Raw genomic sequence first — 26,811 nt, forward strand, 5'->3', positions numbered from 1 at the left:
TATGGCTACCGCAAGACGTCGACAAGTGGGCTGCGGGCGACCGGGATTGGCCCTCGATCCGGTCGAGGCCGTCGGGTTCCTCCTGCCGGTTGGCGCGCTCCTGGTGCCCCTGCTGGCCCCGCAACGGGACTGGTCTGCGTCGGCGACCGGCGCGGTCGTCGCGGCGATGGCACTGGGCGCCGCCGCCGTCGCGCTGCGGGTCCTGCTACGGCTGGTGGCCCTGGCCGGGCGGACTTTGCGCCGTTCGTCGCACCCGGAGTGCCCCGGCGACTGTTGACCCCGCAATAGCTGACTAAAGTCAGCAATCGTGGATCGTGTACTTGTGGACGTGGTGCGGCGCTTCAACCGCACAGTGACCCAGCGCGTCGGCGCGCTTGACGACAGCTATCTCGCTCGGGACCGGCCCCTGGCGCAGTCGCGGCTGCTCTGGGAGGTCGGCCCCGACGGTGCCGAGGTCGCGGCCCTGCGGACCCGGCTGGATCTCGACGCCGGCTACCTCAGCCGGTTGCTACGGACGCTGGAGGGCGCGGGCCTCGTCGTGGTGGGGCCAGCTGAGGGGGATGGTCGGGTGCGGGCCGTTCGCCTCACCGACGCCGGGCGCGCCGAGTGGCACCTGCTGGACGGCAGGTCCGACGAGCTGGCCTGGTCGGTCCTCGCGCCGCTCAGCGACGGCCAACGCACCCGGCTCACCTGCGCCATGGCCGAGGTCGAGCGCCTGTTGATGGCGTCGCTGGTCACCATCGAACCCTGCCATCCCGGCGAGCCGCGGGCCCGCGCCTGCCTGCGGGCGTACGCGCGGGAACTCGCTACCCGGTTCGACGCCGGCTTCGAGCTGGGTCAGGGCGGCACCGACGAGCAGGAGTACGTGCCTCCGGACGGGCTGTTCCTGATCGCCACCATCTCGACCGAGGCGGTGGGCTGCGGTGGGCTACGGCTGTCCCCGGGTGAGCCCGCCGAGATCAAGCGCCTCTGGGTGTCGGCCTCGGTGCGCGGGCTCGGCGTCGGGCGTCGCCTGCTTGGTGAGCTGGAGCGGCATGCCGTGGCGGCCGGCGCCGCCAGCATCCGCCTCGACACGAACCGCACCCTGACCGAGGCGATGCGGCTCTACCGCGCCCAGGGCTACCAGGAGATCCCGCGCTACAACGACAACCCGTACGCCCACCACTGGTTCGCCAAGCCGCTGCGCTGAGACGCGCGCTGGCACGCACCCGCTCAAGTTCGGCGGTCCGTAACCGCGGTTCACCATCCGCGAGCACGCGGCACTGCTCGCCAGCCATCCGACCCGGGGCGGGTGCTTGCCGGCAAGAAATGAATGATGGTTCAATCCTTTGGTGGTCTACCGGAGCACGGAGCGGGTGCAGGCGCGGCTGACCGCTTCGCGGGAACGCATCGTGGCCGCCGCGACCGGCATCCTGGCCGAACACGGTTATTCCGGCTGCTCGGTCGCCGCCGTCGCCGCGCGGGCCGGGCTGGCGACCGGCAGCGTGTACCGCCACTTTCCGGCCAAGGCCGACCTCTTCGCCGAGGTGTTCCGCACCGCCAGCCAGCGCGAGATCGACGCCGTCACCCGGGCCGCCGCGGCCGAGCGTACGGCCGCGGCGCGGGTCCGCGCGGTCATCGAGACCTTCGCCGGCCGGGCCCTACGGTCGCCACGGCTGGCGTACGCCCTGCTCGCCGAGCCGGTCGACCCGGCGGTGGAGGAGCAGCGGCTGGCGTTCCGGCGCGCCCACGCGGCGCTGCTGGCCGGCTACATCGCCGACGGCGTGGCCGGCGGTGAACTGCCGGCGCAGAATCCCGAACTGACCTCCACCGCCGTGGTCGGCGCGCTGGCCGAGGCGATGGTGGGCCCGCTGGCCGCCGGTGTCGCCGGCCCGGACACCATCGGCGGCCTGATCACCTTCATCCACCGCGCGTTGGGAGTCCCGTCGTGAGCACACACGAGGTGTTCAACCAGGTGCCGCCGCTGGTCGGCCACGACACGGCGGACGAGCCCGCCCTGCTCGACGCGCTGGCTCGGGAGGAGGCCGCCTGGGCCACGGCTGAAGTACACGAACTCGGCCGGCTGGCCGGCACCGAGCAGGCGATCGAGCACGGCCGGCTGGCCAACGAACATCCGCCGGTGCTGCGTACCCACGACCGCTATGGGAACCGCGTCGACGAGGTGGAGTTCCACCCCTCCTGGCACGAGTTGATGCGTACCGCCGTGGCGCACGGCCTGCACGCCGCGCCCTGGGGCGACGAGCGGCCCGGCGCGCACGTGGCCCGGGCCGCGAAGTTCCACGTCTGGCGGCCCGACGCCGGGCACGGCTGCCCGATCTCGATGACGTACGCGGCGGTGCCCGCGTTGCGGCACGCTCCCGACCTGGCCGCCCGCTACGAACCGCTGCTCACCGCCCGCGGTTACGACTTCGGGCTGCGGGCACCGCAGGGCAAGCAGGGGCTGCTGGCGGGCATGTCGATGACCGAGAAGCAGGGCGGGTCGGACGTGCGGGCGAACACCACCACGGCACGTCCGACGGCCGAGGGCAGCTACCGGCTGGTCGGGCACAAGTGGTTCACCTCGGCACCGATGTGCGACCTCTTCCTCACCCTCGCCCAGGCGCCGGGCGGGCTCACCTGCTTCCTGGTCCCGCGGGTGCTTCCCGACGGCACCCGGAACCCGATGCGGCTGATGCGGCTGAAGGACAAGCTGGGCAACCGCTCGAACGCCTCCGCCGAGGTGGAGTACGACGAGGCGGTGGCCTGGCGGGTCGGCGACGAGGGCCGGGGCGTGCGCACCATCATCGACATGGTCAACCTGACCCGGCTGGACTGCGTGATCGGTGCGGCGTCCGGCATGCGGCACGGTGTCGTCACCGCCGCCCATCACGCCGCCCACCGCCGGGCCTTCGGCCGCTACCTCGTGGACCAGCCCCTGATGCGCAACGTCCTGGCCGACCTGGCGGTGGAGTCCGAGGCCGCCACCGTGCTGATGATGCGCCTCGCCGGGGCGACCGACCGGTCCGCGCGGGGCGACGCGGCCGAGACGGCGTTCAAGCGGATCGCCCTCGCGGTGGGCAAGTACTGGGTGTGCAAGCGGTGGCCCGGACACGCCGCGGAGGCCCTGGAGTGTCTGGGCGGCAACGGCTATGTGGAGGAGTCCGGGATGCCGCGGCTGTTCCGCGAGTCGCCGCTCAACTCCATCTGGGAGGGCTCCGGGAACGTCGCCGCGCTGGACGTGCTGCGGGCGCTGACCGGCCAGCCCGAGGTGATGGCGGCGTTCCAGTCGGAGGTGGACGCCGCCACGGGCGCCGACGCCCGGCTCGACGCCGCGGTCCGCCAGGTCCGGGCCGCCCTGGCCGATCCGGCCGATCTGGAGGTACGCGCCCGTCGGGTGGTCGAACAGTTGGCGCTGGTGTTGCAGGGGGCGCTGTTGGTGCGCCACGGTCACCCGGCGGTGGCCGACGCGTTCTGCGCTTCCCGGCTCGGCGGTGACTGGGGGCATGCGTACGGCACATTGCCGGCCGGCGTCGATTTCGCCGCGATCATCGACCGGGCCACCCCGAAGGTGGGCTGACCGGTCCGGCGCCGCCGCGGTGGGCGGCGACGCCGGAGCCGAGGATCAGCAGTAGAGGTTCGCTCCGGCGGGCACCCCGAGGATGCCCACGAACTGCTGGTACCGGGTGACCCGACTCTGCACCTGGGCGGGGTTGCCGCCGTTGCACTCGATCGAGCCGTTGATGCTGCGGATGGTCTGCCCGAAGCCGGCCCCGGTGACCATCGCGGTGTGCGCGGTCATCGTGCCGGGCCCGTTCTGCGTCATCCAGTACCAGATGGCGGTCTTCCAGGCCACGGCGGCGTCGTTCTGCACCAGCCACGGGTTGGTCAGCAGCGGCAGCCCGAGGGCGTTGCCCGCCGCGTTGTAGTTGAAGTTCCAGCTCAGCTGGATCGGCCCCCGACCGTAGTACGCGGCCTGGCCGGCCGGGCAGCCGTACGGCTGGCCGCTGTCGCAGTAGTGCGGGTAGTTGGCGGTGTTCTGCTCCACGATGTGCACCAGGCCGCCGGTCTCGTGGTACACGTTCGCCAGGAAGGCCGCCGCCTCCTGGCGCTGCACCGTGGCACCGCCGGTACGCGCGAACGCGGAGTAGGCGCTGAGCGCGTTGATCAGGCCGGAGTACGTGTAGAAGGGGTTTCGGCCCGGGAACATCTGGTTGAACTGGGCCTCGCTGACCACGAAGGCGCCCGGGTTGGTCGGCGGCGGGCTGCTGGTGGGCGGCGTACCCGAGCAGGTGTACGGGTCCCAGTACCAGGTGCTGATGATCGGGTCGTAGCCGGGATTGTCGTGCTCGGCGATGTAGTACTGGCCGTTGGTGTACCGCACGATGCTGCCGGCCGGGTACCAGGTGCCGGCGGTCCAGTTCGGATGGTTGCAGGTGCCGCCCGTGGGCGGCGGGGTGCTGCCGCCGCAGGCGCCGAGGTCCTGCCAGACACCGGTGGTGCCGGGCGGCGCCTCGTTCTGGGTCCACCACTTCGCCTGGTAGTTGCGGCCGTTGTGGGACACCTGCATGCCTGAGGTGTAGACCGCGGTGGACCGCCACCCGGCGGCACAGGCTGCGGCGGAGGCGGCGGTCGACGGGATGACCGCCAGCAGCGCGCCGGTGAGCGTCAGTGCCGCGAACGCGGCCAGGGCGCGCCATCTCGACATGCGATCACTCCTTTCCGAAGGGAGGGGACGTCGAAGGGCGGAACGCTCATCGACGGACATGATGGTAACACCAACTGTTCATAAACCTTACTAATAATTCCGAGCAGTGAACCGGGCGTTGAGCCGGGCCGGTTGCTGTGGGATTCTTGGACGCCGATGCGTTGTCGCGCGTGTGAATGGCCGTCACCCGATGGGCAGCCGGAGCCACCACTGGTTCCGGGGGGACGACGGCCGAAGAGGGGATTCGTCTCTGTTTCGCGGGTCCCGAGCCCGGCACGTCGGGCTCGGGGCCGGCGGACCTCCGCGTGACCAACGAAGGAAGATCATGAAGATCTCGGACAGGCACGGCGTTCGACCCCTGGCCAAACCCAGGCGATCAGCCCGACGCGGGCATGCCCTTGTCGTGCTGGGTCTGCTGCTCGGCAGCGCCGCACTCGTCGGCATCGACCAGCCCAGCGCCGTCGCGGCGACCGCGCCGGTGGAAGTGACAGTGAACGCGCGGGCCGGGCTGGCCACCGTGCCCGGCACCGCTCTCGGCGTCAACCACGCCATCTGGGACTCGCAGCTCGGCACCACCGAGACCTCGGACCTGCTGCGGGCGGCCGGTGTGCAGATGATGCGCTATCCCGGTGGCTCCTACGCCGACATCTACCACTGGCGGGACCACACCGCCCCCGGCGGCTACGTCGCCCCCGGCACCGACTTCGACACCTTCATGGCCGGCGTGCGGCGGGCCGGCGCCCAGCCGATGATCATCGCCAACTACGGCACCGGCACCCCGGAGGAAGCGGCCGAGTGGGTCCGGTACGCCAACGTGACCAAGGGCTACGACGCCCGGTACTGGACGGTCGGCAACGAGAACTACGGCAACGGGCACTACGGGTCGGCGTGGGAGGCCGACCACCACCCCGACAAGAGCGCCACCTACTACGCGAACCTGGTGGTCGAGTACGCGGACGCGATGAAGGCCGTGGACCCGAGCATCAAGGTCGGCGCGGTGCTCACCATGCCGGCGAACTGGCCGGACGGCCTGACCGCGGGCGACGACCCGGGCCCGTGGAACCAGACCGTGCTGGACATCGCCGGCCAGAAGATCGACTTCGTCGACGTGCACTGGTACCCGGGCGGCAGCGCCGCCGAGTCGCTGTCCCGGACCAGCCACATCACCGACGCGGTTCACCTGCTCCGGGAGCAGATCACCAGGTATGCCGGCCCGGATGCCGGTCGCATCGGCATCAGCCTCACCGAGGTGAACGTCACCTCCCAGGGGATGACCAGCCAGCCGGCCGCGCTGTTCCTCGCCGACGCGTACAGCGGGCTGCTGGCCAACGGTGTGTTCACCGTCCACTGGTGGAACGTGCGCAACGGCATCGGGCAGGTGTCGACCGTGGCCGGGCAGACCGACTACGGCGACTTCGGCATGCTCTCCAGCGGCACCTGTACCTCGGACGGATCGGTCTGCGAGCCGCCGTTGAACACGCCCTTCGCCGCGTACCACGGGCTGTCCATGATGAGCCGCTTCGCCCGCACCGGCGACCAGTTCATCCGGGCGGCCAGCGACGAGCCGCTGGTCGCCGCGCACGCGGTGCGCCGGGCCAACGGCGAGGTCGCGGTGCTGCTGGTGAACCGGGATCCGGACAACGCCCACGAGGTCGCCATCGACTATGCCGGCTTCGCCCCGTCGGGCGGGGTGCCGACGGCGCACACCCACACCAACGGCGCCACCGCCATCACCACCAGCCGGTCCGGCAGCGCGACGAGTCGGACGCTGCCGCCGTACTCGCTGACCACGCTCGTGGTGGAGTCAGCTGCCCCGGCCACCGGGCGCCCCGGCGCACCCGGGCAGCCGACGGCCACCGACGTCACCGACCGGACCGCGACGATCTCCTGGCCGGCGGCGACCCGGGGCGCGAGCCCGATCGCCAAGTACGAGGTGTACCGGCAGCACGGCGCGGTCAGTGAGCAGTTCGGCGAGACCTCGGGCACCTCGCTGACCGTCGACAACCTCGTCCCCGGGCGCAGGTACACGGTCAACGTGCTGACCCGGGACACCGCGGGCCGGGTCTCGTGGGCGTCGCCGCCGCTGACCTTCACCACCGGTGGCCCGGCCAGCAGCAGTTGCGGCATCCGCTTCACCCGCACCACGGACTGGGGCAACGGCTACGTGGCGAACGTCGACATCGTCAACAACGCCGACACCGACATCGACGGCTGGACGCTTACCTGGGCCTGGCCGACGACGTGGCAGCGGGTGGGCAGCGGTTGGAGTGCGAACTGGGAGCAGGTCGACACCGCCGTCCGGGCCACCAGCACCGACGACAACCGCCGGATACCCGCCGGAGGTGGCACGAGTGCCGGCTTCGTCGGAGAGTACAGCGGGCCGAACGTCACACCTACCGCCTTCCGGCTCAACGGCACCCTCTGCAACGTCCTGTGAGGCCACCGGCGTCGTCGGTGGCGGCAGTGCGCCCCACCGACGACGCCGGGACTGGTGATTTTGCCGATGCGGGGCTGGTGGGGCGCCCCAAAGACTGATCGCAGTCGATACCACTCCAACCCAAGGGAGTATCCGACGTGCGATCTACCACCACCACCCGTCCCCGTTCCCTCTCAATGCTGGCCCGGCTGGCGATGGCCGCCGTCGTGGCCACCGGTGGCGTCGTCGCCGCCTCGTCCCCGGTCCAGGCCGCCAACCCGTACGAGCGGGGTCCGGCGCCGACAAACGCGATCCTGGAGGCCAGCCGCGGCCCCTTCGCCACCTCGTCGACGAGCGTCTCCTCGCTTGTCGGCGGCTTCGGCGGCGGCGTCATCTACTACCCGACCACCACCACTGCGGGCACCTTTGGCGCGGTGGCCATCTCGCCTGGCTACACCGCCTCCTGGTCGAGCCTGGACTGGCTGGGCCCGCGGATCGCCTCGCACGGTTTCGTGGTCATCGGCATCGACACCATCAGCCGGTTCGATCAACCGGCCAGTCGGGGTCGGCAGCTGCTGGCCGCGCTGGACTACCTGACCGAGCGTAGTTCGGTGCGCGGCCGGATCGACGCCGGCCGGCTGGCCGTGGCCGGACACTCGATGGGTGGCGGCGGCAGCCTGGAGGCCGCGGCGAGCCGGCCGTCGTTGCAGGCCGCGGTGCCGCTGGCGCCGTGGAACCTGGACAAGAACTGGTCGAACCTGCGGGTGCCGACGCTGATCGTCGGCGGCGAGTACGACACCGTGGCCTCGGTCTCGTCGCACTCCGAGCCGTTCTACAACAGCATCCCGGCGTCGGCCGAGAAGGCGTACCTCGAACTGAACGGCGAGGGTCACTTCTTTCCCAACACGGTGAACACTCCCACCGCCAAGCAGATGGTGGCCTGGCTGAAGCGGTTCGTCGACGACGACACCCGGTACGAGCAGTTCCTCTGCCCGGGGCCGAGCGGTCTGGCGATCGAGGAGTACCGCGACACCTGCCCGCACTGAGGTTGGCCCGGGGCGGTCGCGTCGCGTCCGCCCCGGCCGTCCGGCCGCCGGTCTTCCGTCCCCTGGACCGGCGGCCTTATATTGCATTAGCAGTGCAATAATATTGGAGGTGGCGGGTGTCCGACCACACGGCCGACGGGCTGCGCGGGCTGGTCGCCGCGTTCCTGCGGACGCACGACCCGAGCGGTGACCGCACCGGCTTCCTGCGCGCCCGCTTCGACGCCGGACTGGCCTGGGTGCACCACCCGCCCGGTCGCGGTGGCCTGGGCGCACCGCCGCACCTTCAGGCGGTGGTGGACGACGCCTTCGCCGAGGCCGGCGCGCCGGACAACCAGCCCCGGCGTAACACCATCGGGCTCGGCATGGCCGCGCCCACCCTGCTGCGGCACGCCAGCGAGGCCCAGTGCCAGCGCTGGCTGCGACCGCTGTGGACCGGCGAGGAGGTGTGGTGCCAGCTGTTCAGCGAGCCCGATGCCGGCTCCGACCTGGCGAGCCTGCGTACCCGGGCGGTGCCCGACGGCGACGGCTGGGTGGTCGACGGCCAGAAGGTGTGGACGTCGCTGGCCCACGAGGCGCGTTGGGCGATCCTGCTGGCCCGCACCGACCCGGCCGTACCCAAGCATCACGGGCTGACCTACTTCGTCTGTGACATGACCGCGCCGGGGGTGCAGGTCCGGCCGCTGCGGCAGGCCACCGGCGAGGCGGAGTTCAACGAGGTCTTCCTGACCGGGGTCCGGATACCCGACGCCCATCGGATCGGCGAGGTCGGGCACGGTTGGCGGATCGCCCGCACCACCCTGATGAACGAACGCGTCGCCATCGGCGGCCGGCCGTTGCCGCGGGAGGGCGGGATGGTCGGGGTGCTGGCCCGGCTTTGGCGGGAGCGACCGGACCTGCGCACCGGTGGCCTGCACGAGGAGGTGCTCCGCGCGTGGGTACGCGCCGAGGCCGCCCGGCTGGCCGCGCTGCGGCTGCGCCAGCTGATCGCCGCCGGCCAACCCGGCCCCGAGGGCTCGGCGGTGAAGCTCTCCTTCGCCGAGCTCAGTCAGCGGATCAGCGGCCTGGAGGTTGAGTTGCGTGGCGCCGAGGGGCTGCGGCACGACGACTGGACGATGCGTCGGCCGGTGGCCCCGGACCTGCTCGGTCGCACCGCCACCTATCGCTACCTGCGCGCCCGGGGCAACTCCATCGAGGGCGGCACGTCGGAGATCCTGCGCACCATCATCGCCGAGCGGGTGCTCGGGCTGCCCGCCGAGCCCCGGGTGGACCGATGACCGACCTGCTCTACGACGCCGACGAGGAGACGCTGCGCGGCAGCGTCCGCGCCCTGCTGGCCACGCACGCACCATGGCAGCGCACCCTCGCCGCCGTCGACGCCGGTGCACCGTACGACGCGGCGCTGTGGCGTCGGCTGGTCGACCAGACCGGGGTGACCGGCCTGGTGGTGCCGGCCGAGCACGGTGGCGCCGGAGCCGGGTTCCGCGAGGTCGCGGTGGTGCTGGAGGAACTGGGCCGCGCGGTCGCGCCGGTGCCCTTCCTGGGCACCGTCGTGGCCACCCGGGCGCTGCTCGCCTGCGGCGAGTCCACGCTGCTGCGCCAGATCGCGGCCGCCGAAAGCGACGTGGCGCTGGCCGTCGGTCTCGCCACCGCGCCCGACGCGGCTCCCGGCGCGGTCACCGCCGGCCCCGGGCCGACGCTGTCCGGCCGGGTGGCCGGCGTCGCCGACACCGCGCCGCCTGGCCTGCTGCTGGTCCCGACCGGCGACGGGCTGTACGCGGTGGACGCCGCGGATCCGGCGGTGCGGACGACTCCCGTGGTGTCGCTGGACGCCACCCGGCCGCTTGTCGACATCGAGTTCACCGCCGCGCCCGCCCGCCGGGTCGCGGCGGGCGAGGTGGCCGCCACGACGGTGCGGGCGGCGCTGACCACGGGGGCGGCGCTGCTCGCTTCGGAGCAGGTCGGGGTGGCGCAGTGGTGTCTGGACACGACGGTGGACTACGTGCGGCAGCGCCGACAGTTCGGCCGACCGGTCGGTTCGTTCCAGGCGGTCAAGCACCGGCTGGCCGACCTCTGGGTGGAGCTGACCGAGGCTCGGGCGGTGGCCCGGTACGCGGCCGGCAACGCCGCCGGCTCCGAGGCGTCGCTGGCAGCCGCGTTGGCCCAGGCGTACTGCGGCCCGGTGGCGGTCCGGGCGGCGGAGACCTGCGTCCAGTTGCACGGTGGCCTGGGCTTCACCTGGGAACACCCGGCCCATCTCTACCTCAAGCGGGCCAAGAGCGCCGCGATCGCCTTCGGCACCGCCGACCGGCACCGGGCCGCCCTGGCCCGGCTGGTCGACCTGCCCGCGCCGGGCGCCACCGACCGCGTCACGAATCGCTGTACCGACAGGTAACAACCAGGCATCGAGGGTGTTGACGAAACACGCGAGAAACGTACACTCCGAGTGTAATAATATGGCGGCGAGGCGAGGAGCGGGCTGATGGCGGACGGTCTCGCACTGCACCAGGTCGGCGTCCGCTTCGGCGGCCTCATCGCCCTCGACGACGTCTCGTTGACGGTCGGGCCGGGCGAGGTGGTCGGGGTGATCGGTCCCAACGGGGCCGGTAAGACCACACTGTTCAACGTCGTCTGCGGCTTCGCCACCGCGCACACCGGCACGCTCACCCTCGACGGCCGGCCCTTTCGACCACGGCCGCACCGGCTGACCGGGCTGGGCATCGCCCGGACGTTGCAGGGCACCGGCCTGTTCGCCGGGCTCACCGTGCTGGAGAACGTGATGGCCGGGGCCACCCACACCGCCCGGACCGGGCTGATACCGGCCCTGCTGGGTCTGCCGCGCAGCGACCGCGACGAGCGCCGGCTGCGCGAGCACGCCCGCGCCGTCCTGGCCGATCTGGGCATCACGGAGTACGCCGACGCCGCGCCGGACACCCTGCCGTTCGCGGTACGCCAGCGGGTCGCGCTCGCCCGCGCGCTGGCCGCCCGTCCCCGGCTGCTGCTGCTCGACGAGCCGGCCGGCGGCCTCGGCGCCGATGACGTGGACAGCCTCGCGGAGCTGATCCGGGGGCTGCCGCACCGGGCCACCGACCCCTGTGCGGTGCTGCTGGTGGAACACCACATGGACCTGGTCATGGCGGTCTGTGACCGGATCGTGGTGCTCGACTTCGGGCGGGTCGTCGCCAGCGGGCCGCCCGAGGCGGTCCGCGAGGATCCGGCTGTGGTGGACGCCTACCTCGGTGCCAGCCTCGACGAGGCCGCGTAATGGGCGCCGACCTGCTCGCCGCCGAGGCCCTGGCCGCCGGCTACGGGCCGATCCCGGTGCTGCACGAGGTCGACCTGCGGGTGCCCAGCGGCACCATCGCCGCCGTCATCGGGGCCAACGGCGCCGGCAAGACCACCCTGCTGCGCACCCTGTCGGGCATGCTGCGTCCGACCGCAGGTCGGATCCTCCTCGACGGCCGCGACCTGCGCGGCACCCCGGTCGAGCAGCTCGTGCGGCGCGGCGTGGCGCACGTGCCGGAGGGACGCGGCGTGATCGGCGAACTCACCGTGGAGGAGAACCTGCGCCTCGGCGCGTTGTGGCGGCGGGACCGCAGCGACGCCGCGCGCGCCCTCGACGAGGTCTATCAGCTGTTCGAGCCGCTGGCCGCGCGGCGGCGACACCTCGGCCACCAGCTCTCCGGTGGCGAACGGCAGATGCTGGCCCTCGGTCGGGCCCTGGTCGGCCGGCCCCGCCTGCTGCTGCTGGATGAGCCGTCGCTCGGTCTGGCACCACGGGTGGTGGCCCAGACCATGGCGTTGCTGCGTCAGCTGCGCGACGACAGCGGGCTGACCGTGCTGCTGGTCGAGCAGAACGTGCGCAGCGCCCTGGCCGTCGCCGACCAGGGCATCGTGATGTCGCTCGGTCGGGTCGTCCTGGCCGCCCCGGCCGCCCGGCTGCGCGACGACGCCGACCTGCGCCACGCCTACCTCGGATTCTGAAGCGACAAGGAGGACCGTGGACCGCTTCCTCTTCCTCACCCTCGACGGCCTGTCGAGGGGCGCGGTCTACGCCGCGTTCGCCCTCGCCCTGGTGCTCATCTGGCGGGCCGGCCGGATCGTCAACTTCGCCCAGGGCGCGATGGCGGTGGCCGCCGCGTACGTCGCGTACAGCGTCACCGCCGTGACCGGCTCGTACTGGCTCGGCTTCGGCGCGGCGCTGCTCGCCGGGCTGCTGCTCGGCGCGGTCGTGGACGTCGCGGTGATGCGGCTGGTGGACCACCGGTCACCGCTCAATCCGGTGATCGTCGCGCTCGGGCTGGTCCTGCTGATCCAGGCGATCCTCGGGATGGTGTACGGCAACGAGTACCTACCCGCCCGGACACCGTTCAGCCGGACCGCGCTGACGGTCGGCGGCACCGCCGTGCTGTCCCCGTACGACCTGTTCGTCTTCGCCACCGTCGGGGTGGTCGGCGCGGCCCTGGTCTGGGTGTTCACCCGGACGGCGATCGGGCTGCGGATGCGCGCCGCGGCGTTCGCACCCGAGGTGTCCCGGCTGCTCGGGGTGAACGTGGGCGGCATGCTCACCCTCGGCTGGGCGCTGGCCTCGGGTGTCGGCGCCCTGGCCGCGATGCTCGTCATCCCCACCGGACTGGGCCTGCATCCGCACGCGATGGACCTGGTCTTCGTCTCCGCGTTCACCGCCGCGGTGCTCGGCGGGCTGGACAGTCCACCCGGCGCGGTCGTCGGTGGTCTCGGCGTCGGCCTGCTGCTGTCCTACGTCAGCGGGTATGCCGGCGGCGACCTCATCCCGCTCGCGGTGCTCGCACTGCTGCTGACGGTGCTGCTGCTGCGGCCCGGCGGGTTGTTCGCCGCAGTCACCGCGAGGCGGGTGTGAGCGCCACCCGGGCGGCGACGCCGTCCGCCCGGCACGCCGCCGCCGATGCCGCCCGGCCCGGCCGGTCACTGCCGACCCTGGTCCGTCACCTCGCCGTCGCGGCCGGCGTCGCCCTGCTGGTGCTGATGGTCAGCTACCAGCTCGACTCGTTCCGCAATTTCCAACTGGCCACCGTGGCGGCCTACCTCTGCGCCACGGCCGGGCTGACCGTCCTGACCGGGCTCTGCGGGCAGCTCTCGCTGGGACACGGCGCGCTGATGGCCACCGGCGCGTACACCCTCGCCCTGGTGCAGAACGCCTTCGCCGAGCGGGGCCTCACCGCCGGCGGGTGGCTGGTCGTGTCGCTGGTGGTGGCGGTGCTGGCCACCCTCGTCGTCGGCGCGGTCGTCGGGGTCGCCGCCGCCCGGCTGCGCGGGCCGTACCTGGCCGGGCTCACCCTGGCCGTGGCGGTGGTGGTGCCGGCGTTGACCGTCACCTTCGACGGGGTCTTCAACGGCGAGCAGGGCCTGGCGGTGCCGGTGGCTCCGGCCCCGGCCGCGCTGGGCAGCTACTTCCCGCACGAGCGGTGGCAGCTCTGGGTGGCCGCCGCGGCGGCTCTGGTCTGCCTGGTGCTGCTGGCGAACCTGGTCCGCAGCCGCTACGGCCGCTCGTTCCGGGCGGTACGCGACGACGAGGTCGCCGCCCGGCTGGCCGGGATCCACGTGGCGCGTACCCAGGTCGTCGCGTTCGTGGTCAGCGCGGCCAGCGCCGGCCTCGGCGGCGCCCTGCTGGCGATGCTCGCGCAGAGCGTGTCACCCGGCGCGTTCGGCCTGACGTTGTCGCTGTTCCTGCTGATGGCCGTGGTCATCGGCGGTCTCGGTCGAATCGCCGGGGCGGCCTGGGGCGCCTTCCTGCTGGTCGCCCTGCCCGATCTGACGCACTCCCTGACCAACCTGTTCACCCTCTCGCCGGCCGCGGCGCAGCGACTGGAGGGCAATCTGCCGCTGGCGATCTTCGGTAGCACGCTGATCGCGGTCATGATCGTCGCGCCGGGCGGTGTACAGGGGTTGTTGTCCCGGCTGGCCCGGGCCTTGCGCGCCCGACGGCCGGTCGGGCGGTCGTAACCGTCGCACCTACTCACCCAACCATCCATTTCGCACAACCGGACCGATGAAAGGTCGGTGTCCCATGCGAAGCACGGCACGGCGCGGTCTCGTGATCGCCACCACCCTCACCCTGCTGCTCACCTCCGCCGCCTGCGGCTCCGACGACGGTCCCGGTGCGGGCGCGCCGGTGCCCGGCGTCACCGATACGGAGATCGTCGTCGGCACCCACATGCCGCTGACCGGTCCGGCTTCCGCCGGCTACTCGAAGATCGCCCCGGCGACGAAGGCGTACTTCGACTACGTCAACGCCAACGGCGGCGTGCACGGCCGCAAGATCAGCTACAAGATCATGGACGACGGCTACAACCCCGCGACGACCCAGCAGGTCGTCCGGCAGCTCGTTCTCCAGGACAAGGTCTTCGCCATCCTGAACGGGCTCGGCACGCCGACCCACACCGGCGTGCTGGACTTCCTGCACACCAACCGGGTACCCGATCTCTTCGTCGCCTCCGGCAGCCGCAGCTGGGACCAGCCCGACCGCTACCCGAACACCTTCGGCTTCAACCCCGACTACACGGTCGAGGGCAAGATCCTGGCAAATCACGTGAAGACCGCCCTGCCCGGGCGCACGGTGTGCTTCCTCGGGCAGGACGACGACTTCGGCCGCGACGCGTTGGCCGGGGTGGAGAAGGTGCTCGGTGCCGACGGCGTGGCGGCCCGCCAGACGTACGTCACCAGCAACACGAACGTTGCGCCGCAGATCGGTGCGTTCAAGGCGGCCGGCTGCCAGGTGGTCATCCTGGCCACGGTGCCCGGCTTCACCGCCCTGTCCGTCGGCACCGCGGCCCGGCTGGACTTCCGGCCGCAGTGGGTGGTGTCGAACGTGGGCGCGGACCTGCCGACGCTGTCCCGGCAGCTCGGCGACGCCGCCGGACTGTTGGAGGGCCTGATCGGCCTGAACTACCTGCCGATGCAGGGGGACAGCGACGATCCGTGGATCCAGCTGTTCACCAAGATTAACCAAGAGCACAACGGCGGTGCGGAGTTCGACGGCAACGCGGTCTACGGTATGGCGGTGGGCTACCTGTTCGTGCAGGTGCTCCAGGCTGCCGGCAAGGATCTGACCCGCGAGTCGTTGGTCGAGGCCGTCGGCAAGGGCGGCTACCAGGGGCCCGGCGTGGCGCCGTTGCGGTTCTCCGCCACCGACCACTCCGGTTACGGCGGCGGCCGGCTGAGCCGGGTCGAAGGGGGAGAGCAGCGCTACTTCGGCCCGACGTACGAGACCGACGAGTCCGACGGGCCGGTCAACGAGTACACCACGCCGCCGGTGCCGCCACCGGCAAACGGCGTGCCGACCGCCTGATCCGCTCGCGTGTGCGCCGCCCGGGCCCCGGGCTTCCGGGCGGCGCACACCGGCGAGATGAGCCAGCCCGCGCCGGCCCGCCGCGACACCGCCGCGATCGGTCAGGCACGTCCGGGCAGGGTCTCAGCGAACGCCTAGACTCGGCTCGCACGAACGCGACGCCAGGGGTGAGGGGGACGGCGGGGATGGTCAGTGCCGAGGCGGCCGGCCGGGTCGACGGGCGCACCGCCCGGGCCGAGCGCACCCGGGCGGCGATCGTCGAGGCGCATCTCGCGCTCATCTCGGAGGGAGACCTGCGCCCGACCGGCGAGCGCATCGCCGAGCGGGCCGGCATCTCCCTGCGTACGCTCTGGACCAACTTCAAGGACATGGAGACCCTGTTCGAGGCCAGCGGGGCGGAGCTGCTGCGCCAACAGGACGCCGCGTGGCGGCCGATCTCGCCCACGCTGCCGCTGGCCAAGCGGGTCGACGCGTTCTGCCGGCAGCGGGCGAAGCTGCTGCAACTGATCGCGCCGTCGGCTCGGGCGGCACAGATGCGCGAGCCGGTCTCCGCCCAGTTGCGCCGTAACCGGCTCAAACACATCGCCCGGGTACGCGACGAGGTCGAGCAGCTGTTCGCCGACGAACTGGCCCGCGCCGGGTCGGCCCGGACCCAGGTGGTCAACGCCGTGGTGGCGGCGAGCACCTGGCCGGCGTGGTCGACCCTGCGCGACGGGCTCGGGCTGGGCGTGGACGCCGCCCGCGCGGTGATGGCCCGCACCGTCGGCGCGCTGCTCGCCGAGCCGGCCGACGGCTGACCTCGGCGGAACCACCCCGACAATTCCCTCTTCTCAAGCGCCGACGGATAGGCGAAACTCGATGCATGATTAATGCATCGACGGTGCAAATAGCTGTGCTACGGGGCCGGCAGGCGGAGTGCCGGGAGATCCGGAGTCTGCTCGCCGCACCGGCCGGCAAGGCGCTGCTGCTGCACGGCGAACCCGGCTCCGGGCGTAGCACGCTGCTGGCGTACGCCCACCGGCACGGCCGGGGCCGCCGGCTGCTCGCCGCCACCGGCCTGCCCGACGAGGCGATGCTGCCCTACGCCGGGTTGCAGCGGCTGCTCGATCCGGTGCTCGACGGCGACGGCGCGCTGCCCGAGCGGCAACGGCAGGTGCTGCGCCGGGCCGTGGCCGGTGAAGGCTGTCGCGACCAGGACCAGTTGGTGCTCTCCCACGCCGTACTCGGGCTGCTCGCCGAGGCCGCCCACGATGGTCCGCTGCTGTGCACCATGGACGACGTCGACGTGGGCGACGCGCCGACGGCGCGGTTGCTGACCCTGGTGGCCCGGCGACTGCCGCAGCTGCCCGTCGTCCTGCTGCTCACCGCCGGCAGCGACAGCGGGGCGGACGCGATACCCGGCCGCCGGCTGCTGCCGCTCGACGAACCGGACAGTCACGCCCTGCTGGCCGCGCGCCGCCCGGGGCCGCCACCACCCGGCCCGGTGCTGGCCGGACTGAACGCCCTCGCCGCTGGCAACCCGCAGGCCCTGGTCGACCTCGCGGACTCGCTGACCCAGGGCCAGTGGCACGGTGCGGAACCGCTGCCCACCACCCCGCCGGCCGACGGCGGCCTGGTCCGGGCCTACCGTGGCGTGCTCTTCCGCCTGCCCGGCGACACGCGGCGCGCGCTGCTGCTGGCCGCGCTCGCCGCGACCGCTCCCGCCGCTTCCGAGCAGGCCGACGTCGCGGACCCGGTGACCCTGGGCCGGGCGCTGCGCGCGGTCGGCGACAGTCTCGCGGCGCTCGCGCCGGCCGAGGCCGCCGGCCTGATCCGACTCACCGCGCCGGGTGGCGCCGCATTTCCCCGGTCGCTGACCCGCGCCATGGTCGAGGCCACCGCCTCGGTAACCGCGCGCCGCGAGGCTCATCTGCTGCTCGCCGCCGCGCTCGACGGCACCGGGGCCCGACTGCGGCGGGCCCTGCACCTGGCGGCGGCGACCGATGGACCGGCACCGGCGCTGGCCACGGAACTGGCGGACGCGGTGGACGACCGCGTGGACCCTCTCACCGCGGCGACGGCGCTGGCCCGGGCTGCCGACCTCAGCGACGATCCGGTGCTCGCCGCCAGCAGACAGGTCACCGCCGCCCGCTACGCCTGGCAGGCGGGCGATCCCGGCCGGGCCCGCGCGTTGCTGCACCGCGTCGCTGATGCGCCCGGCCCGACAGCGGCACTGCCGGACGGGGGGTCACCCACCTCGGTCAGGCGCGACATCGTGGCCGGTGCGCCGCCGGACGGTGACCCGCCCGCGCCGGCCGGGCGGGTCGCCGGCAGCGCGGCGGTGTGCGACCGGGGGTTGGCCACCGCCATCGGGGGACTCGCCGAACTGCTGCGTGGCGAGATTCGACTGCGTTGCGGGTCGGCGCCGGCCGCGCTGCCGAGCCTGCTGTCCGCCGCCAGCGCATTGGCCGAGGTGGACCGTGAGTCGGCGTTGGTCGCCTTGGTCCGCGCCGGTGAGGCCGTCTGCTTCTGCGGCGACCAGTACCGCTACGCCGAGGTGGCCCGCCGGATGGCGACACTGCGCCGGGACGGGGATCCACCGTGGGCGGACCTGCTGACCACCCTGGTCGTCGGGGTCGCCGCCACGCTGCGCGGTGACCACGCCCACGCCGGACCGCTGCTGCGCCGGGCGGTGGTGCTCGGTGGGCGGTTGACAGATGCGGCGGTGACCCCGACCGCGTTGACCGGCGCGGCCGTGGCCGGCCTGCTGGTCGCGGTGGACGCCGCGGCGTACCGGCTCGCCGACCGCGCCGTCGAGCTGGCGGCCGACCGGGGCGAGATGTCCCTGTTGCCCAGGGCGCTCGAACTACGGGCGATGAGCGAGTACTGGCTGGGCCGCCACGAGGCCGCGACACAGAGCTGCCGGGAAGGGCTGCGGGTGGCGCGGGCCGCCGGCCAGCACACCAGCGCCGGTGTCCATCTCGGCCTGCTCGCCGTGCTCGCGGCCGTGCGGTCCGACCACGAGGCCAGTCTCGGCCACGTCGCTGAGCTGGGCGACGTCGCCGTGCCGGGCAGTCGCCCGCACGCCCTCGCCGAGTGGGCACTCGCGATGCTGGACCTGGTCGACGCCAGGTACGCCGACGCGGCAGACCGGCTGGCCGCGCTGGCTCGCCCCGGTACCGGGCGTGGCCAGGTTCTCGTCCAGGTGATGGCCACGCCGTACCTGGTGGAGGCCGCCGCGCACGATGGCCGGCAGGCCCGGGCGCGGGCCGCGCTCACCGTCTTCGACCGCTGGGCCGGCAGCACCGCCAGCCCGCTGCGCCGGGCACTGTCGGCCCGCTGCCACGCGTTGCTGGCCACGCGCGGTAGCGCCGAGGCCGAGCGGCATTTCCGCGCCGCGCTGTCCCTGCACCCGTGCGATGCCGCCACCTTCGAGCGGGCGCGTACCGAGTTGCTCTTCGGCCGGGAACTGCGCCACGCCCGCCGTCCCCGCGAGGCTCGCGGTCACCTGCACCGGGCCCGACAGACCTTCGTTCTGCTCGGTGCGCAGGCGTGGGCCCGGCAGTCCACCGTGGAGCTACGCGCGGCGGGGGAGTCCGTCGGCACGCCGGACCCGTGCGCCGTGCGGCTGCTCACCGGTCAGCAGCTGCGCGTCGCCCACCTGGTCGCCTCCGGTGCCACCAACCAGGAGGTGGCCAGGCAGATGTTCCTGTCCACCCGGACCGTCGACCATCACCTGCGCAACATCTACCACCGGCTCGGCATCCGCTCCCGCACCGAGCTGGTCCGTGCATTGGGCTGACGTGGCAAAACCGATATTCAACTGATCCATGACGAGCGTCAGGGTTTCTTGACATTTAAGGGTGGGTGACCCACGATGGCCAACACGGCCGGGTGATCTCACTCACATCGAGCCCGCCGCAGGTCCCAAGGCACCTGTCGGTGTTGACGCGCCCACCACTCCCGCTCCAGGAAGGGCCTTGTCGATGAAGAAGCTGTTCACGCTCGGGCTGATCGCCAGCGTCGCGATCGCGCTCGCTGGATGTACGGACTCGGATGCCACCCCCTCGGGAGAGAACAGCGGCGAACTTCGCCAGATTCGTGTCGCGGCCCTGCCGATCACCGAGACCGCCGCGTTGTGGGGCGGCATGAAGGCCGGGATCTTCGAAAAGCACGGGCTGTCGGTCGAGGTGCTGCCCGCGCAGGGCGGCGCACAGGCCATCCCCGCGCTCATCAACGGCGACATCGACTTCGCCATCGGTCAGCCGTTCGGCCCGTTCCGGGCCGACCTACAGGATCTCGGCGTCGTGATCATCGGCAACTATGCGTCGTCCTACGCCGAGGGTGACGACATCAACGCCGTGGTGGCCTCGGCCAAGTCGGGCATCACCAGGCCGGCGGAGCTGGCCGGCAAGCGAGTGGCGGTGAACAGCCTGGGCGCGGCGGGCGACGTGACGATCATGGCCGCGGTGGAGAAGGACGGTGGTGACCCCTCCACCATCAAGTTCGTCGAGGTCGCCTTCCCCGACGTCCCGGCGCAGCTGGAAGCCGACAACATCGACGCCGCCTGGGTGCCGGAGCCCTTCGTCACCCAGCTGCGTAACCGTGGCGACACCTTCGTCGTCGCGCCGTACCAGGCGGTCGTCCCCGGGCTCGCGACGCTCACCGCCATCACGACGAAGGAGCAGATGGACTCCGAGGCCGAACTGGTCGCCGACTTCACCGCGGCGATGAAGGAGACCCTCGCGTGGGCGCAGGACTCCGCCAACGAGGCGGCCGTCCGCCAGGCGATCAAGGACAACCTGGAGCTTCCGGAGGCGGTCGCGGACTCGGTGAAGCTGCCGGAGTTCGGCTGGGAGCTGGACCGGGCGAGCCTGGAGTCGCTGGCCACGCTCGCCGGCAAGTACCAGGTGCTCGACCAGCAGCCCAACTTCGATCGCCTCATCCAACAGCAGTAGCCGGCGCGGTCCCGCCCTTCCCGGTGACCGGCCGGGAAGGGCGTCGCCGCCGACCACGGGAGCAACATGCACGTCTTGTCCCTGCGGCGTACCCGTTCGCTGCGCAAGGTGATGCTGGGCGTTGTCGGGCTGACCGGGTTCCTCGTCATCTGGCAGCTGGTACCGACCCTCGGCCTGATCAACTCGCAGTACCTGCCGTACGTCACGGACGTGCTCGCCCGGCTCGCCGAGGAGTTCCGTGACCTCGCCTTCTGGCGTCGGCTCGGGTACACCATGACCTCCTGGGCGATCGGGCTGGCCGTGGCCACCGCCGCCGCGGTCGTCCTCGGCACGATCGTCGGCCTGGTGCCCTTCCTGCGCCGCGCCACCCACACGGTGGTGGAGTTCCTGCGGCCCATCCCGTCGGTGGCGCTCATCCCCCTCGCCGTGCTGTTGTTCGGCATCCAGATGCAGGCGGCCCTGCTCATCATCATCTACGCGTCGTTCTGGCAGGTCTTCGTGCAGGTGATCTACGGCGTCGCCGACGTCGACGCGGTCGCCCGGGACACCGCCCGCAGCTTCGGACTCACCCGCCGCGAGCGGTTGTCGTACCTGGTGCTGCCGACCGCCCTGCCGTACCTCATGACGGGCATCAGGCTGGCCGCGGCGGTCGCCCTCATCCTGGCCATCACCGCCGAGATGGTGATCGGCAATCCCGGTCTGGGGCGGATGATCGAGCTGTCCCGGTCCGCCGGTGACTCGGTCGGCCTGTACGCCTTCGTGGTGGTCACCGGCCTGCTCGGGCTCGTGGTGAATCTCGTCTTCCGGTTCATCGAGCGGCGTTCGTTGTCGTGGCACCAGTCCGTACGCGGTGAGGAGGTCCTGTGACCGTGCACAGCGGCCGGATCGCCCAGCGCTCGCGCGGGCGCGGCCTCGGGCGCCGCGTCGCCGCGGGTTTCCTCTACCCACTCGGACTGCCTCTCCTGCTGCTGGTGATCTGGGGACTGGCGTCGACCTCGTCGACCAACAGGTTCTTCCCCGGCCCTCTCACGATCTTCGAAGCCTTCCGGGAGACCTGGATCGGCCCCGCGTTCGTCGACGACGTGCTGCCGAGCCTCTACCGGCTCGCCCTCGGCATCGCCGCCTCGATCGTGATCGGCGTCGCCGCCGGCACGCTCATCGGGCTGTTCCAGTGGCTACGGGAACTGCTCGAACCGCTGCTGGAGTTCTTCCGCGCCATCCCGCCGCCGGTGCTGATCCCGGTCGTGATGCTGCTGCTCGGCATCACCGACACGATGAAGGTGGTGGTGATCGTCTCCGGCGCGGTCTGGCCGATCCTGCTGAACACGATCGACGGTGTCCGGGCCACCGACAGCGTGATGTCCGAGACCGCCGACTCGTTCCAGATCACCTGGTGGGAGCGGCTCCGGTTCCTCGTGCTCCCGGCCGCCAGCCCGCGGATCATGACCGGGGTCCGGCAGGGGCTCTCGGTCGCGCTGATCCTGATGGTCATCTCGGAGATGTTCGCCTCGTCCGCCGGACTGGGTTATCGGATCGCCTACTTCCAACGCAACTACCTCATCGCCGAGATGTGGAGCGGCATTCTCCTGCTCGGCCTCGTCGGCGTGCTCCTCGCCGCGACCTTCGGTGTCGTCGAGCGACGGGTGCTGCGCTGGTACCACGGAATCAGGGAGGTCAACCGTGCCTGACCGGAGCACCCTGCTGCGGGTGGAGCACCTGCGCAAGGTCTACGAGTCCGCGAACGGCGAGGTCGAGGCGATCGGGGACATCAGCTTCACCATGCGCTCCGGTGAGCTGGTCTGCATCGTCGGGCCGTCGGGCTGCGGCAAGACGACCCTGTTGAAATGTCTCGCCGGCCTGCTGCGGCCCACCAGCGGCCTGGTCGAGATGGACGGGGCGCCGGTGACCGGCCCGAGCCCGGCGATGGCCGTCGTCTTCCAGGAGTACGGTCGCAGCCTCTATCCGTGGTTGACCGTCCGGGGCAACGTCGAGCTGCCGCTACGCCACAAGCGGCTGTCGCGCCAGGCCCGCGACAAGCTCGTCACCGACGCCATCGAGGCGGTCGGGCTGGCGCACGCGGCCCGCAGCCACCCGTGGCAGCTCTCCGGTGGCATGCAGCAACGGGTGGCGATCGCGCGGGCCATCGCGTACCAGCCCGAGGTGCTGATCATGGACGAGCCGTTCGCCGCGGTCGACGCGCAGACCCGCGCGGACCTGGAGGACCTCGTCCGCGAGCTGCACGCGAGCCGTAAGATTTCGGTTCTCTTCGTTACCCATGACATCGACGAGTCGGTTTACCTGGGAGAACGGGTGCTGGTGTTGTCCGCGTCGCCGACCTGGGTACAGGAGGATCTGACGGTCGACCTCCCGCCGGAGCGCGACCAGATCAGCACTCGGGCGCTACCGCGCTTCACGGAGCTGCGTACGCATGTCTACGACCAGATCCAGCGTGCGAAGCGCGGGCAGACCGTCGCCCCGTGACCGTGCCGAGGGGTGGATTCGCTCGAGAGGGAAAGCTGTGCGCAGTCGTCAGCCGAAGCAGCTGCTGCTCGCGTTCTTCGGCGAGCACGTCGTCGACGACGCGGTCGGCCCGATTCGCGCCAGCGTCCTGATCGGGGTGCTCGAAGGAGCCGGCGTCGCCGCGCCGGCGACGCGGGCGACCCTCGACCGGCTGGTGCAGACCGGCATGCTGGACCGCAGCAAGAGCGGCCGGGAGATCCTGTTCTCGCTCACCGAGCACGGGGTGGCGGTGTTGCGGGAGGCCACCGCCCGCGTCCGTGGCCCGCGCCCGTTCGATCCGCAGGGCACCGGCTGGACCCTCGTCACGTTCACGATTCCCGAGGGGCAGCGGACCCTGCGCCACCGGTTGCGTTCCACCCTCACCTGGGAAGGGTTCGCGCCGCTGCGCGACGGGCTCTGGCTGGCACCCGGTGAGGTCGACCTCGCCGGGTCGCTGGAGCCGCTGTGCCAGGACCTTCCCCCCAAGACGGTAATCGCCTTCCACGCCCGGGAACTCGCCGGGTTTCCGATCGCCGACAGTGTCCGCGCGGCCTGGGACATCGAGGCGATCCGGCGGGAACATCTGGCGTTCATCGAGGTGTGGGGCGACCCAGGCGCCGCGACCCAGGCGGCGAGCGCGCTGACCACCCGCACCATGCTGGTGGCCGATTGGCTCGCGCTGCTGCGCGCGGACCCGAGGCTGCCCCGCGAGTTCATGGACGAGCAGTGGCCGGCCGGGCGGTCGACGCAGGTCTACCGGCGGATGCACCAGCGGTTGGCCGCGGCCTCCGCCGAGGAGTTCGCCGCCCTCGTCGCCGGTGGCACCGGTGCGGTGGCCAGGAACGTCGGGGGTGTCGCGGCGAGGGCGGGTGGCGATCCGGCACGGCGCAGCCGGGCCTAACGCGCGAACCGGCGCCGCAGGTCGCCCTTGCGCACCTTCCCAGACGCGGTCCGGGGAAGTTCGTCGACGATGACCACGTTCTTGGGCACCTTGTAGCGGGCGACCCGGCCGTCGAGGAACTGCTGGACCGTGGCCACGTCGACGGTGGCGTCCTCGCGCACCGTCATGATCGCCCACGGCACCTCGCCCCATCGCGCGTCCGGTACGCCGATGACCGCGACCCCGGTCACCCCGTCGATCTCGCCGAGCAGGACCTCGATCTCGGCCGGGTAGATGTTCTCGCCCCCGGAGATGATCATGTCCTTGAGTCGGCCCGAGATGTAGAGGTAGCCGTCGGCGTCGAGGTAACCGAGGTCGCCGGAGCGGAACCAACCGTCCGGGGTGAACGCCTCGGCCGTCGCCGCCGGCAGCAGGTGATAGCCGGGGAAGACGTTAGGGCCGCAGACCTGGATCTCACCGATGCCGTCGCCGGTGATCGGTGCGCCGTACTCGTCGGCGATCCGCACGCTTGTGAAGAAGTGCGGCAGGCCCACGCTGCCCTGCTTGGCGCGGGTCATCGCCGGGGGCAGCGACGTCGCGCCCGGCGACGCCTCGGTCATGCCGTAGCCCTGCGAGAACGACAGACCGCGCTCCTCGTAGGCGTTGAGAATTCGGGTGGGCACGGCCGAGCCGCCGCAGGTCAGCTTGCGCAGCGTCGACAGGTCGGTGGTGGCCCAGGTCGGGTGGTCGGCCATCAGCTGGTAGGTGGTCGGCACACCGCTGAGCATGGTGACGCCGTGCCGCTCGATCTGGGCGAGCGCGCGTCCCGGCTCGAAGCCCTTCTCCAGCACGAGTGTGGCGCCCTTGAGGATGACCGGCAGCGCCCCCATGCCGAGGGAAGCGACGTGGAACAACGGCGAGATCATCAGCGCGACGTCGGTCGACACGACGTCGTAGTCGACCACGCAGTTGAGCGCGACCCAGGTGAGGTTGCCGTGGGTCAGCACGGCACCCTTCGCCCGCCCGGTGGTGCCCGAGGTGTAGATGATCGCGGCCGGGTCGTCCAGGCTCACCGCCACGGCGGCGCTGGCGTCCGCGGTGTTCGTGGCGAGCAGCCGGGTCAGTCCCGGTCGGTCGGCCGTACCCTCGCCGGTGACGACGACGCGCGGGGACGGCCCGGTGCCGATGGCGGCGGCCACCCGCTCGGCGAACTCGGGATCGTGGATCAGCACCCGCGCGCCGCAGTCGGTCAGCACGTGGGCGACCTCGGGCGGTGCCAGCCGGGTGTTGACCGGCACGAAGACGGCACCCAGCCGCGCCGCGCCGAACATCACCTGGAGAAAATCCGGGCTGTTCTCGCCCAGGTAGGCCACCGCGTCGCCCCTGCCGACGCCGAGCCGCCGCAGCAGCGCGGCGACCCGGTCGGTGCCGTCGGCGAACTGGCGGTACGTCACGGTGAAGCCCTCGCAGTGGACGAGGGCGAGCTTGTCGGGGGACTTGAGCCGGCGCTTGGCCAGCCAGGCACCGATCCCTTGTTCGTGCATCAGCGGTCTCCCGATGGTGGCGGATGGTGCGTCGATGCGTGGCCGGTCGGCCTACCGCTGGTCGGCCGGCGTGCCGGTGGCGGTTGGCCTTGCCGGCGTGCCGCTGGCGGTCAGGCGTAGAAGCGGTACAGGCCGCGCGCCACCACTGCCGGCGTGGTGCCGCCGTCGACCTCGATCGTCTGGTCGACGGCGATCTGGTAGCCGCCGGACACCTCGACGACCTCGGCGACCGTCGCGGTCATGCGGACCCGCGAGCCGACCGTGACCGGGGCCGGGAAACGCACCTTGTCCAGGCCGTAGTTGACCTTCGTAGTGACCCCCTTCACGTCGAGCAGTTCGGTCCAGAAGGGCACCGCCAGCGAGAGCGTGAGGAAGCCGTGGGCGATCGGCGCGCCGAAGGGGCCGTTCTTCGCCCGCTCCGGGTCGACGTGGATCCACTGGTGGTCGTCGGTGGCGTCGGCGAAGAGGTTCACCTGATCCTGGGTGACCGTCCGGTAGTCGGTGTAACCGAGGTCGGTACCGGCAAGGTCGGCGAGTTGCTCGTAGGTGATCGTCGTCGTCATGAAAGTCCTCTCGTCGTCAGCTGGACAGGCGCAACAGCCGGACGGCGTTGCCCTTCAGGATGCCGGGGAGCACCTCGGGCTTGAGGTCGGTGGCGCGCACATCCCGTAGCCAGCGGTCCGGGGTGAGCAGCGGGTAGTCGGTGCCGAACAGCACCCGGCGCTTGAGCAGCGAGTTGGCGTACCGCACCAGCTCGGCCGGGAAGTACTTCGGGCTCCAGCCGGACAGGTCGATCCAGGTGTTCGGCTTGTGGGTGGCCACCGACAGCGCCTCGTCCTGCCAGGGCACCGATGGGTGGGCCATGATGATCTGAAGGTCCGGGAACTCGGCCGCGACGGGGTCGAGCAGCATCGGGTTCGACAGGCCGAGCCGGAAGCCGTAGCCGCCCGGCATCCCGGCGCCGATGCCGGTCTGCCCGGTGTGGAACAGCGCCGGCACGCCGGCCCTTTCGAGCAGACCCCACAACGGGGCGTACTGCTCGTCGCTCGGATCGAAGCCCTGCACGGTGGGGTGGAACTTGAAGCCGCGTACGCCCTCGTCCTCGATCAGCCGACTGGCGAGGTCGAGCGCCGCCGTCCCGGTGCGCGGGTCGACCGACCCGAACGGGATCAGGACGTCGGCGTGCTCCGTCGCGGCGCGGGCGATCTCCACGCTCGACAGCGGTTGGTGCGCCAACTGGGTGCGGGCGTCCACGGTGAACACCACTGCCGCCATCTGGCGTTCCCGGTAGTACTGCGCCACCGCCTCGATCGCCGGGCGCGGCCCGTCGGCCTTGAAGTACTTCGACACCGCCGCCACCAGGTCGTCGGGCAGCGAATTGTGGCCGTGCTCGTCGACCTCGATGTGCACGTGCATGTCGATCGCGCTGATGGCGTCGAGGTCGATGGCGGGTTGGTACATGATGGGGAACTTTCGTCCGG

The 26,811-nt window shown here is 71.9% G+C and carries 24 protein-coding genes; 20 read left to right on the plus strand and 4 right to left on the minus strand.

Annotated features, from left to right (window positions below; translation table 11 throughout):
* Positions 1-46: 46 nt before the first annotated feature.
* From O7601_RS20385 to O7601_RS20400, 4 genes are all read left to right on the plus strand, one after another.
* The gene (locus tag O7601_RS20385) at positions 47-277 is read left to right on the plus strand and encodes a hypothetical protein (RefSeq protein WP_281562688.1); all 231 of its coding nucleotides are present in this window, start codon (positions 47-49) and stop codon (positions 275-277) included.
* A 30-nt stretch (positions 278-307) separates the two neighbouring features.
* Positions 308-1,189, plus strand: a complete 882-nt coding sequence (locus O7601_RS20390; protein WP_281562689.1) for a helix-turn-helix domain-containing GNAT family N-acetyltransferase — start codon at positions 308-310, stop codon at positions 1,187-1,189.
* Positions 1,190-1,331: 142 nt separating this feature from the next.
* Complete coding sequence (locus O7601_RS20395; RefSeq protein WP_281562690.1) at positions 1,332-1,931, plus strand: TetR/AcrR family transcriptional regulator; 600 nt, start codon at positions 1,332-1,334, stop codon at positions 1,929-1,931.
* Positions 1,928-3,556: an isovaleryl-CoA dehydrogenase gene (locus tag O7601_RS20400; RefSeq protein WP_281562691.1), complete on the plus strand. Its 1,629-nt coding sequence runs from the start codon at positions 1,928-1,930 to the stop codon at positions 3,554-3,556. The genes O7601_RS20395 and O7601_RS20400 overlap by 4 nt, the downstream gene beginning before the upstream one ends.
* A 45-nt stretch (positions 3,557-3,601) precedes the next feature.
* Here O7601_RS20400 and O7601_RS20405 read toward each other — a convergent pair whose 3' ends face one another.
* The gene (locus O7601_RS20405) at positions 3,602-4,684 is read right to left on the minus strand and encodes a glycoside hydrolase family 19 protein (protein ID WP_281562692.1); all 1,083 of its coding nucleotides are present in this window, start codon (positions 4,682-4,684) and stop codon (positions 3,602-3,604) included.
* 403 nt (positions 4,685-5,087) lie between these two features.
* On the opposite strand from O7601_RS20405, the gene O7601_RS20410 reads away from it, so the two are divergent.
* The 16 genes from O7601_RS20410 to O7601_RS20485 all read left to right on the plus strand — a co-directional run bounded on the left by O7601_RS20410 (position 5,088) and on the right by O7601_RS20485 (position 23,807).
* Positions 5,088-7,121, plus strand: coding sequence for a cellulose binding domain-containing protein (locus tag O7601_RS20410; RefSeq protein WP_281562693.1), 2,034 nt, complete (start codon positions 5,088-5,090; stop codon positions 7,119-7,121).
* A 176-nt stretch (positions 7,122-7,297) separates the two neighbouring features.
* Positions 7,298-8,146, plus strand: a complete 849-nt coding sequence (locus O7601_RS20415; protein WP_281566985.1) for an alpha/beta hydrolase — start codon at positions 7,298-7,300, stop codon at positions 8,144-8,146.
* Between the two features lie 116 nt (positions 8,147-8,262).
* Entirely contained in the window at positions 8,263-9,420 is a 1,158-nt protein-coding gene (locus O7601_RS20420) for an acyl-CoA dehydrogenase family protein (protein WP_281562694.1), read from the plus strand.
* Positions 9,417-10,538 carry an acyl-CoA dehydrogenase family protein gene (locus O7601_RS20425; RefSeq protein WP_281562695.1) on the plus strand — a complete coding sequence of 374 codons (1,122 nt, stop codon included), beginning with the start codon at positions 9,417-9,419 and terminating at the stop codon, positions 10,536-10,538. The genes O7601_RS20420 and O7601_RS20425 overlap by 4 nt, the downstream gene beginning before the upstream one ends.
* Before the next feature lie 87 nt (positions 10,539-10,625).
* Positions 10,626-11,408 (plus strand): ATP-binding cassette domain-containing protein, encoded by a 783-nt coding sequence (locus O7601_RS20430; protein WP_281562696.1) that lies wholly within the window; start codon positions 10,626-10,628, stop codon positions 11,406-11,408.
* Positions 11,408-12,127, plus strand: a complete 720-nt coding sequence (locus O7601_RS20435; protein WP_281562697.1) for an ABC transporter ATP-binding protein — start codon at positions 11,408-11,410, stop codon at positions 12,125-12,127. The genes O7601_RS20430 and O7601_RS20435 overlap by 1 nt, the downstream gene beginning before the upstream one ends.
* 16 nt (positions 12,128-12,143) lie before the next feature.
* Complete coding sequence (locus O7601_RS20440) at positions 12,144-13,022, plus strand: branched-chain amino acid ABC transporter permease (RefSeq protein WP_281562698.1); 879 nt, start codon at positions 12,144-12,146, stop codon at positions 13,020-13,022.
* Positions 13,019-14,125 (plus strand): branched-chain amino acid ABC transporter permease, encoded by a 1,107-nt coding sequence (locus tag O7601_RS20445; protein WP_281562699.1) that lies wholly within the window; start codon positions 13,019-13,021, stop codon positions 14,123-14,125. The genes O7601_RS20440 and O7601_RS20445 overlap by 4 nt, the downstream gene beginning before the upstream one ends.
* A 64-nt stretch (positions 14,126-14,189) precedes the next feature.
* On the plus strand, positions 14,190-15,470 hold the full coding sequence (locus O7601_RS20450) for an ABC transporter substrate-binding protein (RefSeq protein ID WP_281562700.1): 1,281 nt from the start codon (positions 14,190-14,192) through the stop codon (positions 15,468-15,470).
* A gap of 185 nt (positions 15,471-15,655) precedes the next feature.
* Positions 15,656-16,267, plus strand: coding sequence for a TetR/AcrR family transcriptional regulator (locus O7601_RS20455; RefSeq protein ID WP_281562701.1), 612 nt, complete (start codon positions 15,656-15,658; stop codon positions 16,265-16,267).
* Positions 16,268-16,332: 65 nt separating this feature from the next.
* Entirely contained in the window at positions 16,333-19,251 is a 2,919-nt protein-coding gene (locus O7601_RS20460; protein WP_281562702.1) for a LuxR family transcriptional regulator, read from the plus strand.
* A gap of 184 nt (positions 19,252-19,435) precedes the next feature.
* Complete coding sequence (locus O7601_RS20465) at positions 19,436-20,407, plus strand: ABC transporter substrate-binding protein (RefSeq protein WP_281562703.1); 972 nt, start codon at positions 19,436-19,438, stop codon at positions 20,405-20,407.
* Positions 20,408-20,473: 66 nt separating this feature from the next.
* Positions 20,474-21,274: an ABC transporter permease gene (locus O7601_RS20470; RefSeq protein ID WP_281562704.1), complete on the plus strand. Its 801-nt coding sequence runs from the start codon at positions 20,474-20,476 to the stop codon at positions 21,272-21,274.
* Positions 21,271-22,095 (plus strand): ABC transporter permease, encoded by an 825-nt coding sequence (locus tag O7601_RS20475; protein ID WP_281562705.1) that lies wholly within the window; start codon positions 21,271-21,273, stop codon positions 22,093-22,095. Before O7601_RS20470 ends, O7601_RS20475 begins: the two co-directional genes overlap by 4 nt.
* Complete coding sequence (locus O7601_RS20480; protein ID WP_281562706.1) at positions 22,088-22,888, plus strand: ABC transporter ATP-binding protein; 801 nt, start codon at positions 22,088-22,090, stop codon at positions 22,886-22,888. The genes O7601_RS20475 and O7601_RS20480 overlap by 8 nt, the downstream gene beginning before the upstream one ends.
* A gap of 37 nt (positions 22,889-22,925) precedes the next feature.
* Positions 22,926-23,807, plus strand: a complete 882-nt coding sequence (locus tag O7601_RS20485) for a PaaX family transcriptional regulator C-terminal domain-containing protein (protein WP_281562707.1) — start codon at positions 22,926-22,928, stop codon at positions 23,805-23,807.
* Here the strand turns inward: O7601_RS20485 and O7601_RS20490 are convergent.
* The 3 genes from O7601_RS20490 to O7601_RS20500 form a co-directional block, all read right to left on the minus strand.
* The gene (locus O7601_RS20490; protein WP_281562708.1) at positions 23,804-25,330 is read right to left on the minus strand and encodes a long-chain fatty acid--CoA ligase; all 1,527 of its coding nucleotides are present in this window, start codon (positions 25,328-25,330) and stop codon (positions 23,804-23,806) included. The two genes, O7601_RS20485 and O7601_RS20490, sit on opposite strands and share 4 nt — an antisense overlap.
* Before the next feature lie 110 nt (positions 25,331-25,440).
* Positions 25,441-25,893 carry a MaoC family dehydratase gene (locus tag O7601_RS20495; protein WP_281562709.1) on the minus strand — a complete coding sequence of 151 codons (453 nt, stop codon included), beginning with the start codon at positions 25,891-25,893 and terminating at the stop codon, positions 25,441-25,443.
* 16 nt (positions 25,894-25,909) lie between these two features.
* Complete coding sequence (locus O7601_RS20500) at positions 25,910-26,791, minus strand: amidohydrolase family protein (RefSeq protein WP_281562710.1); 882 nt, start codon at positions 26,789-26,791, stop codon at positions 25,910-25,912.
* Between the last annotated feature and the right edge of the window lie 20 nt (positions 26,792-26,811).

Origin of the sequence: Verrucosispora sp. WMMD573, from assembly GCF_027497175.1 — a bacterium.
GTDB lineage: Bacteria > Actinomycetota > Actinomycetes > Mycobacteriales > Micromonosporaceae > Micromonospora.

Bases quoted from the DNA above. Each gene is read 5' to 3' on its own strand.
- O7601_RS20405 (WP_281562692.1), bottom strand. From the start codon at position 4,684: ATGTCGAGATGGCGCGCCCTGGCCGCGTTCGCGGCACTGACGCTCACC.
- O7601_RS20415 (WP_281566985.1), top strand. From the start codon at position 7,298: ATGCTGGCCCGGCTGGCGATGGCCGCCGTCGTGGCCACCGGTGGCGTC.
- O7601_RS20425 (WP_281562695.1), top strand. From the start codon at position 9,417: ATGACCGACCTGCTCTACGACGCCGACGAGGAGACGCTGCGCGGCAGC.
- O7601_RS20430 (WP_281562696.1), top strand. From the start codon at position 10,626: ATGGCGGACGGTCTCGCACTGCACCAGGTCGGCGTCCGCTTCGGCGGC.
- O7601_RS20435 (WP_281562697.1), top strand. From the start codon at position 11,408: ATGGGCGCCGACCTGCTCGCCGCCGAGGCCCTGGCCGCCGGCTACGGG.
- O7601_RS20450 (WP_281562700.1), top strand. From the start codon at position 14,190: ATGCGAAGCACGGCACGGCGCGGTCTCGTGATCGCCACCACCCTCACC.
- O7601_RS20455 (WP_281562701.1), top strand. From the start codon at position 15,656: ATGGTCAGTGCCGAGGCGGCCGGCCGGGTCGACGGGCGCACCGCCCGG.
- O7601_RS20460 (WP_281562702.1), top strand. From the start codon at position 16,333: ATGATTAATGCATCGACGGTGCAAATAGCTGTGCTACGGGGCCGGCAG.
- O7601_RS20465 (WP_281562703.1), top strand. From the start codon at position 19,436: ATGAAGAAGCTGTTCACGCTCGGGCTGATCGCCAGCGTCGCGATCGCG.
- O7601_RS20470 (WP_281562704.1), top strand. From the start codon at position 20,474: ATGCACGTCTTGTCCCTGCGGCGTACCCGTTCGCTGCGCAAGGTGATG.
- O7601_RS20490 (WP_281562708.1), bottom strand. From the start codon at position 25,330: ATGCACGAACAAGGGATCGGTGCCTGGCTGGCCAAGCGCCGGCTCAAG.
- O7601_RS20495 (WP_281562709.1), bottom strand. From the start codon at position 25,893: ATGACGACGACGATCACCTACGAGCAACTCGCCGACCTTGCCGGTACC.
- O7601_RS20500 (WP_281562710.1), bottom strand. From the start codon at position 26,791: ATGTACCAACCCGCCATCGACCTCGACGCCATCAGCGCGATCGACATG.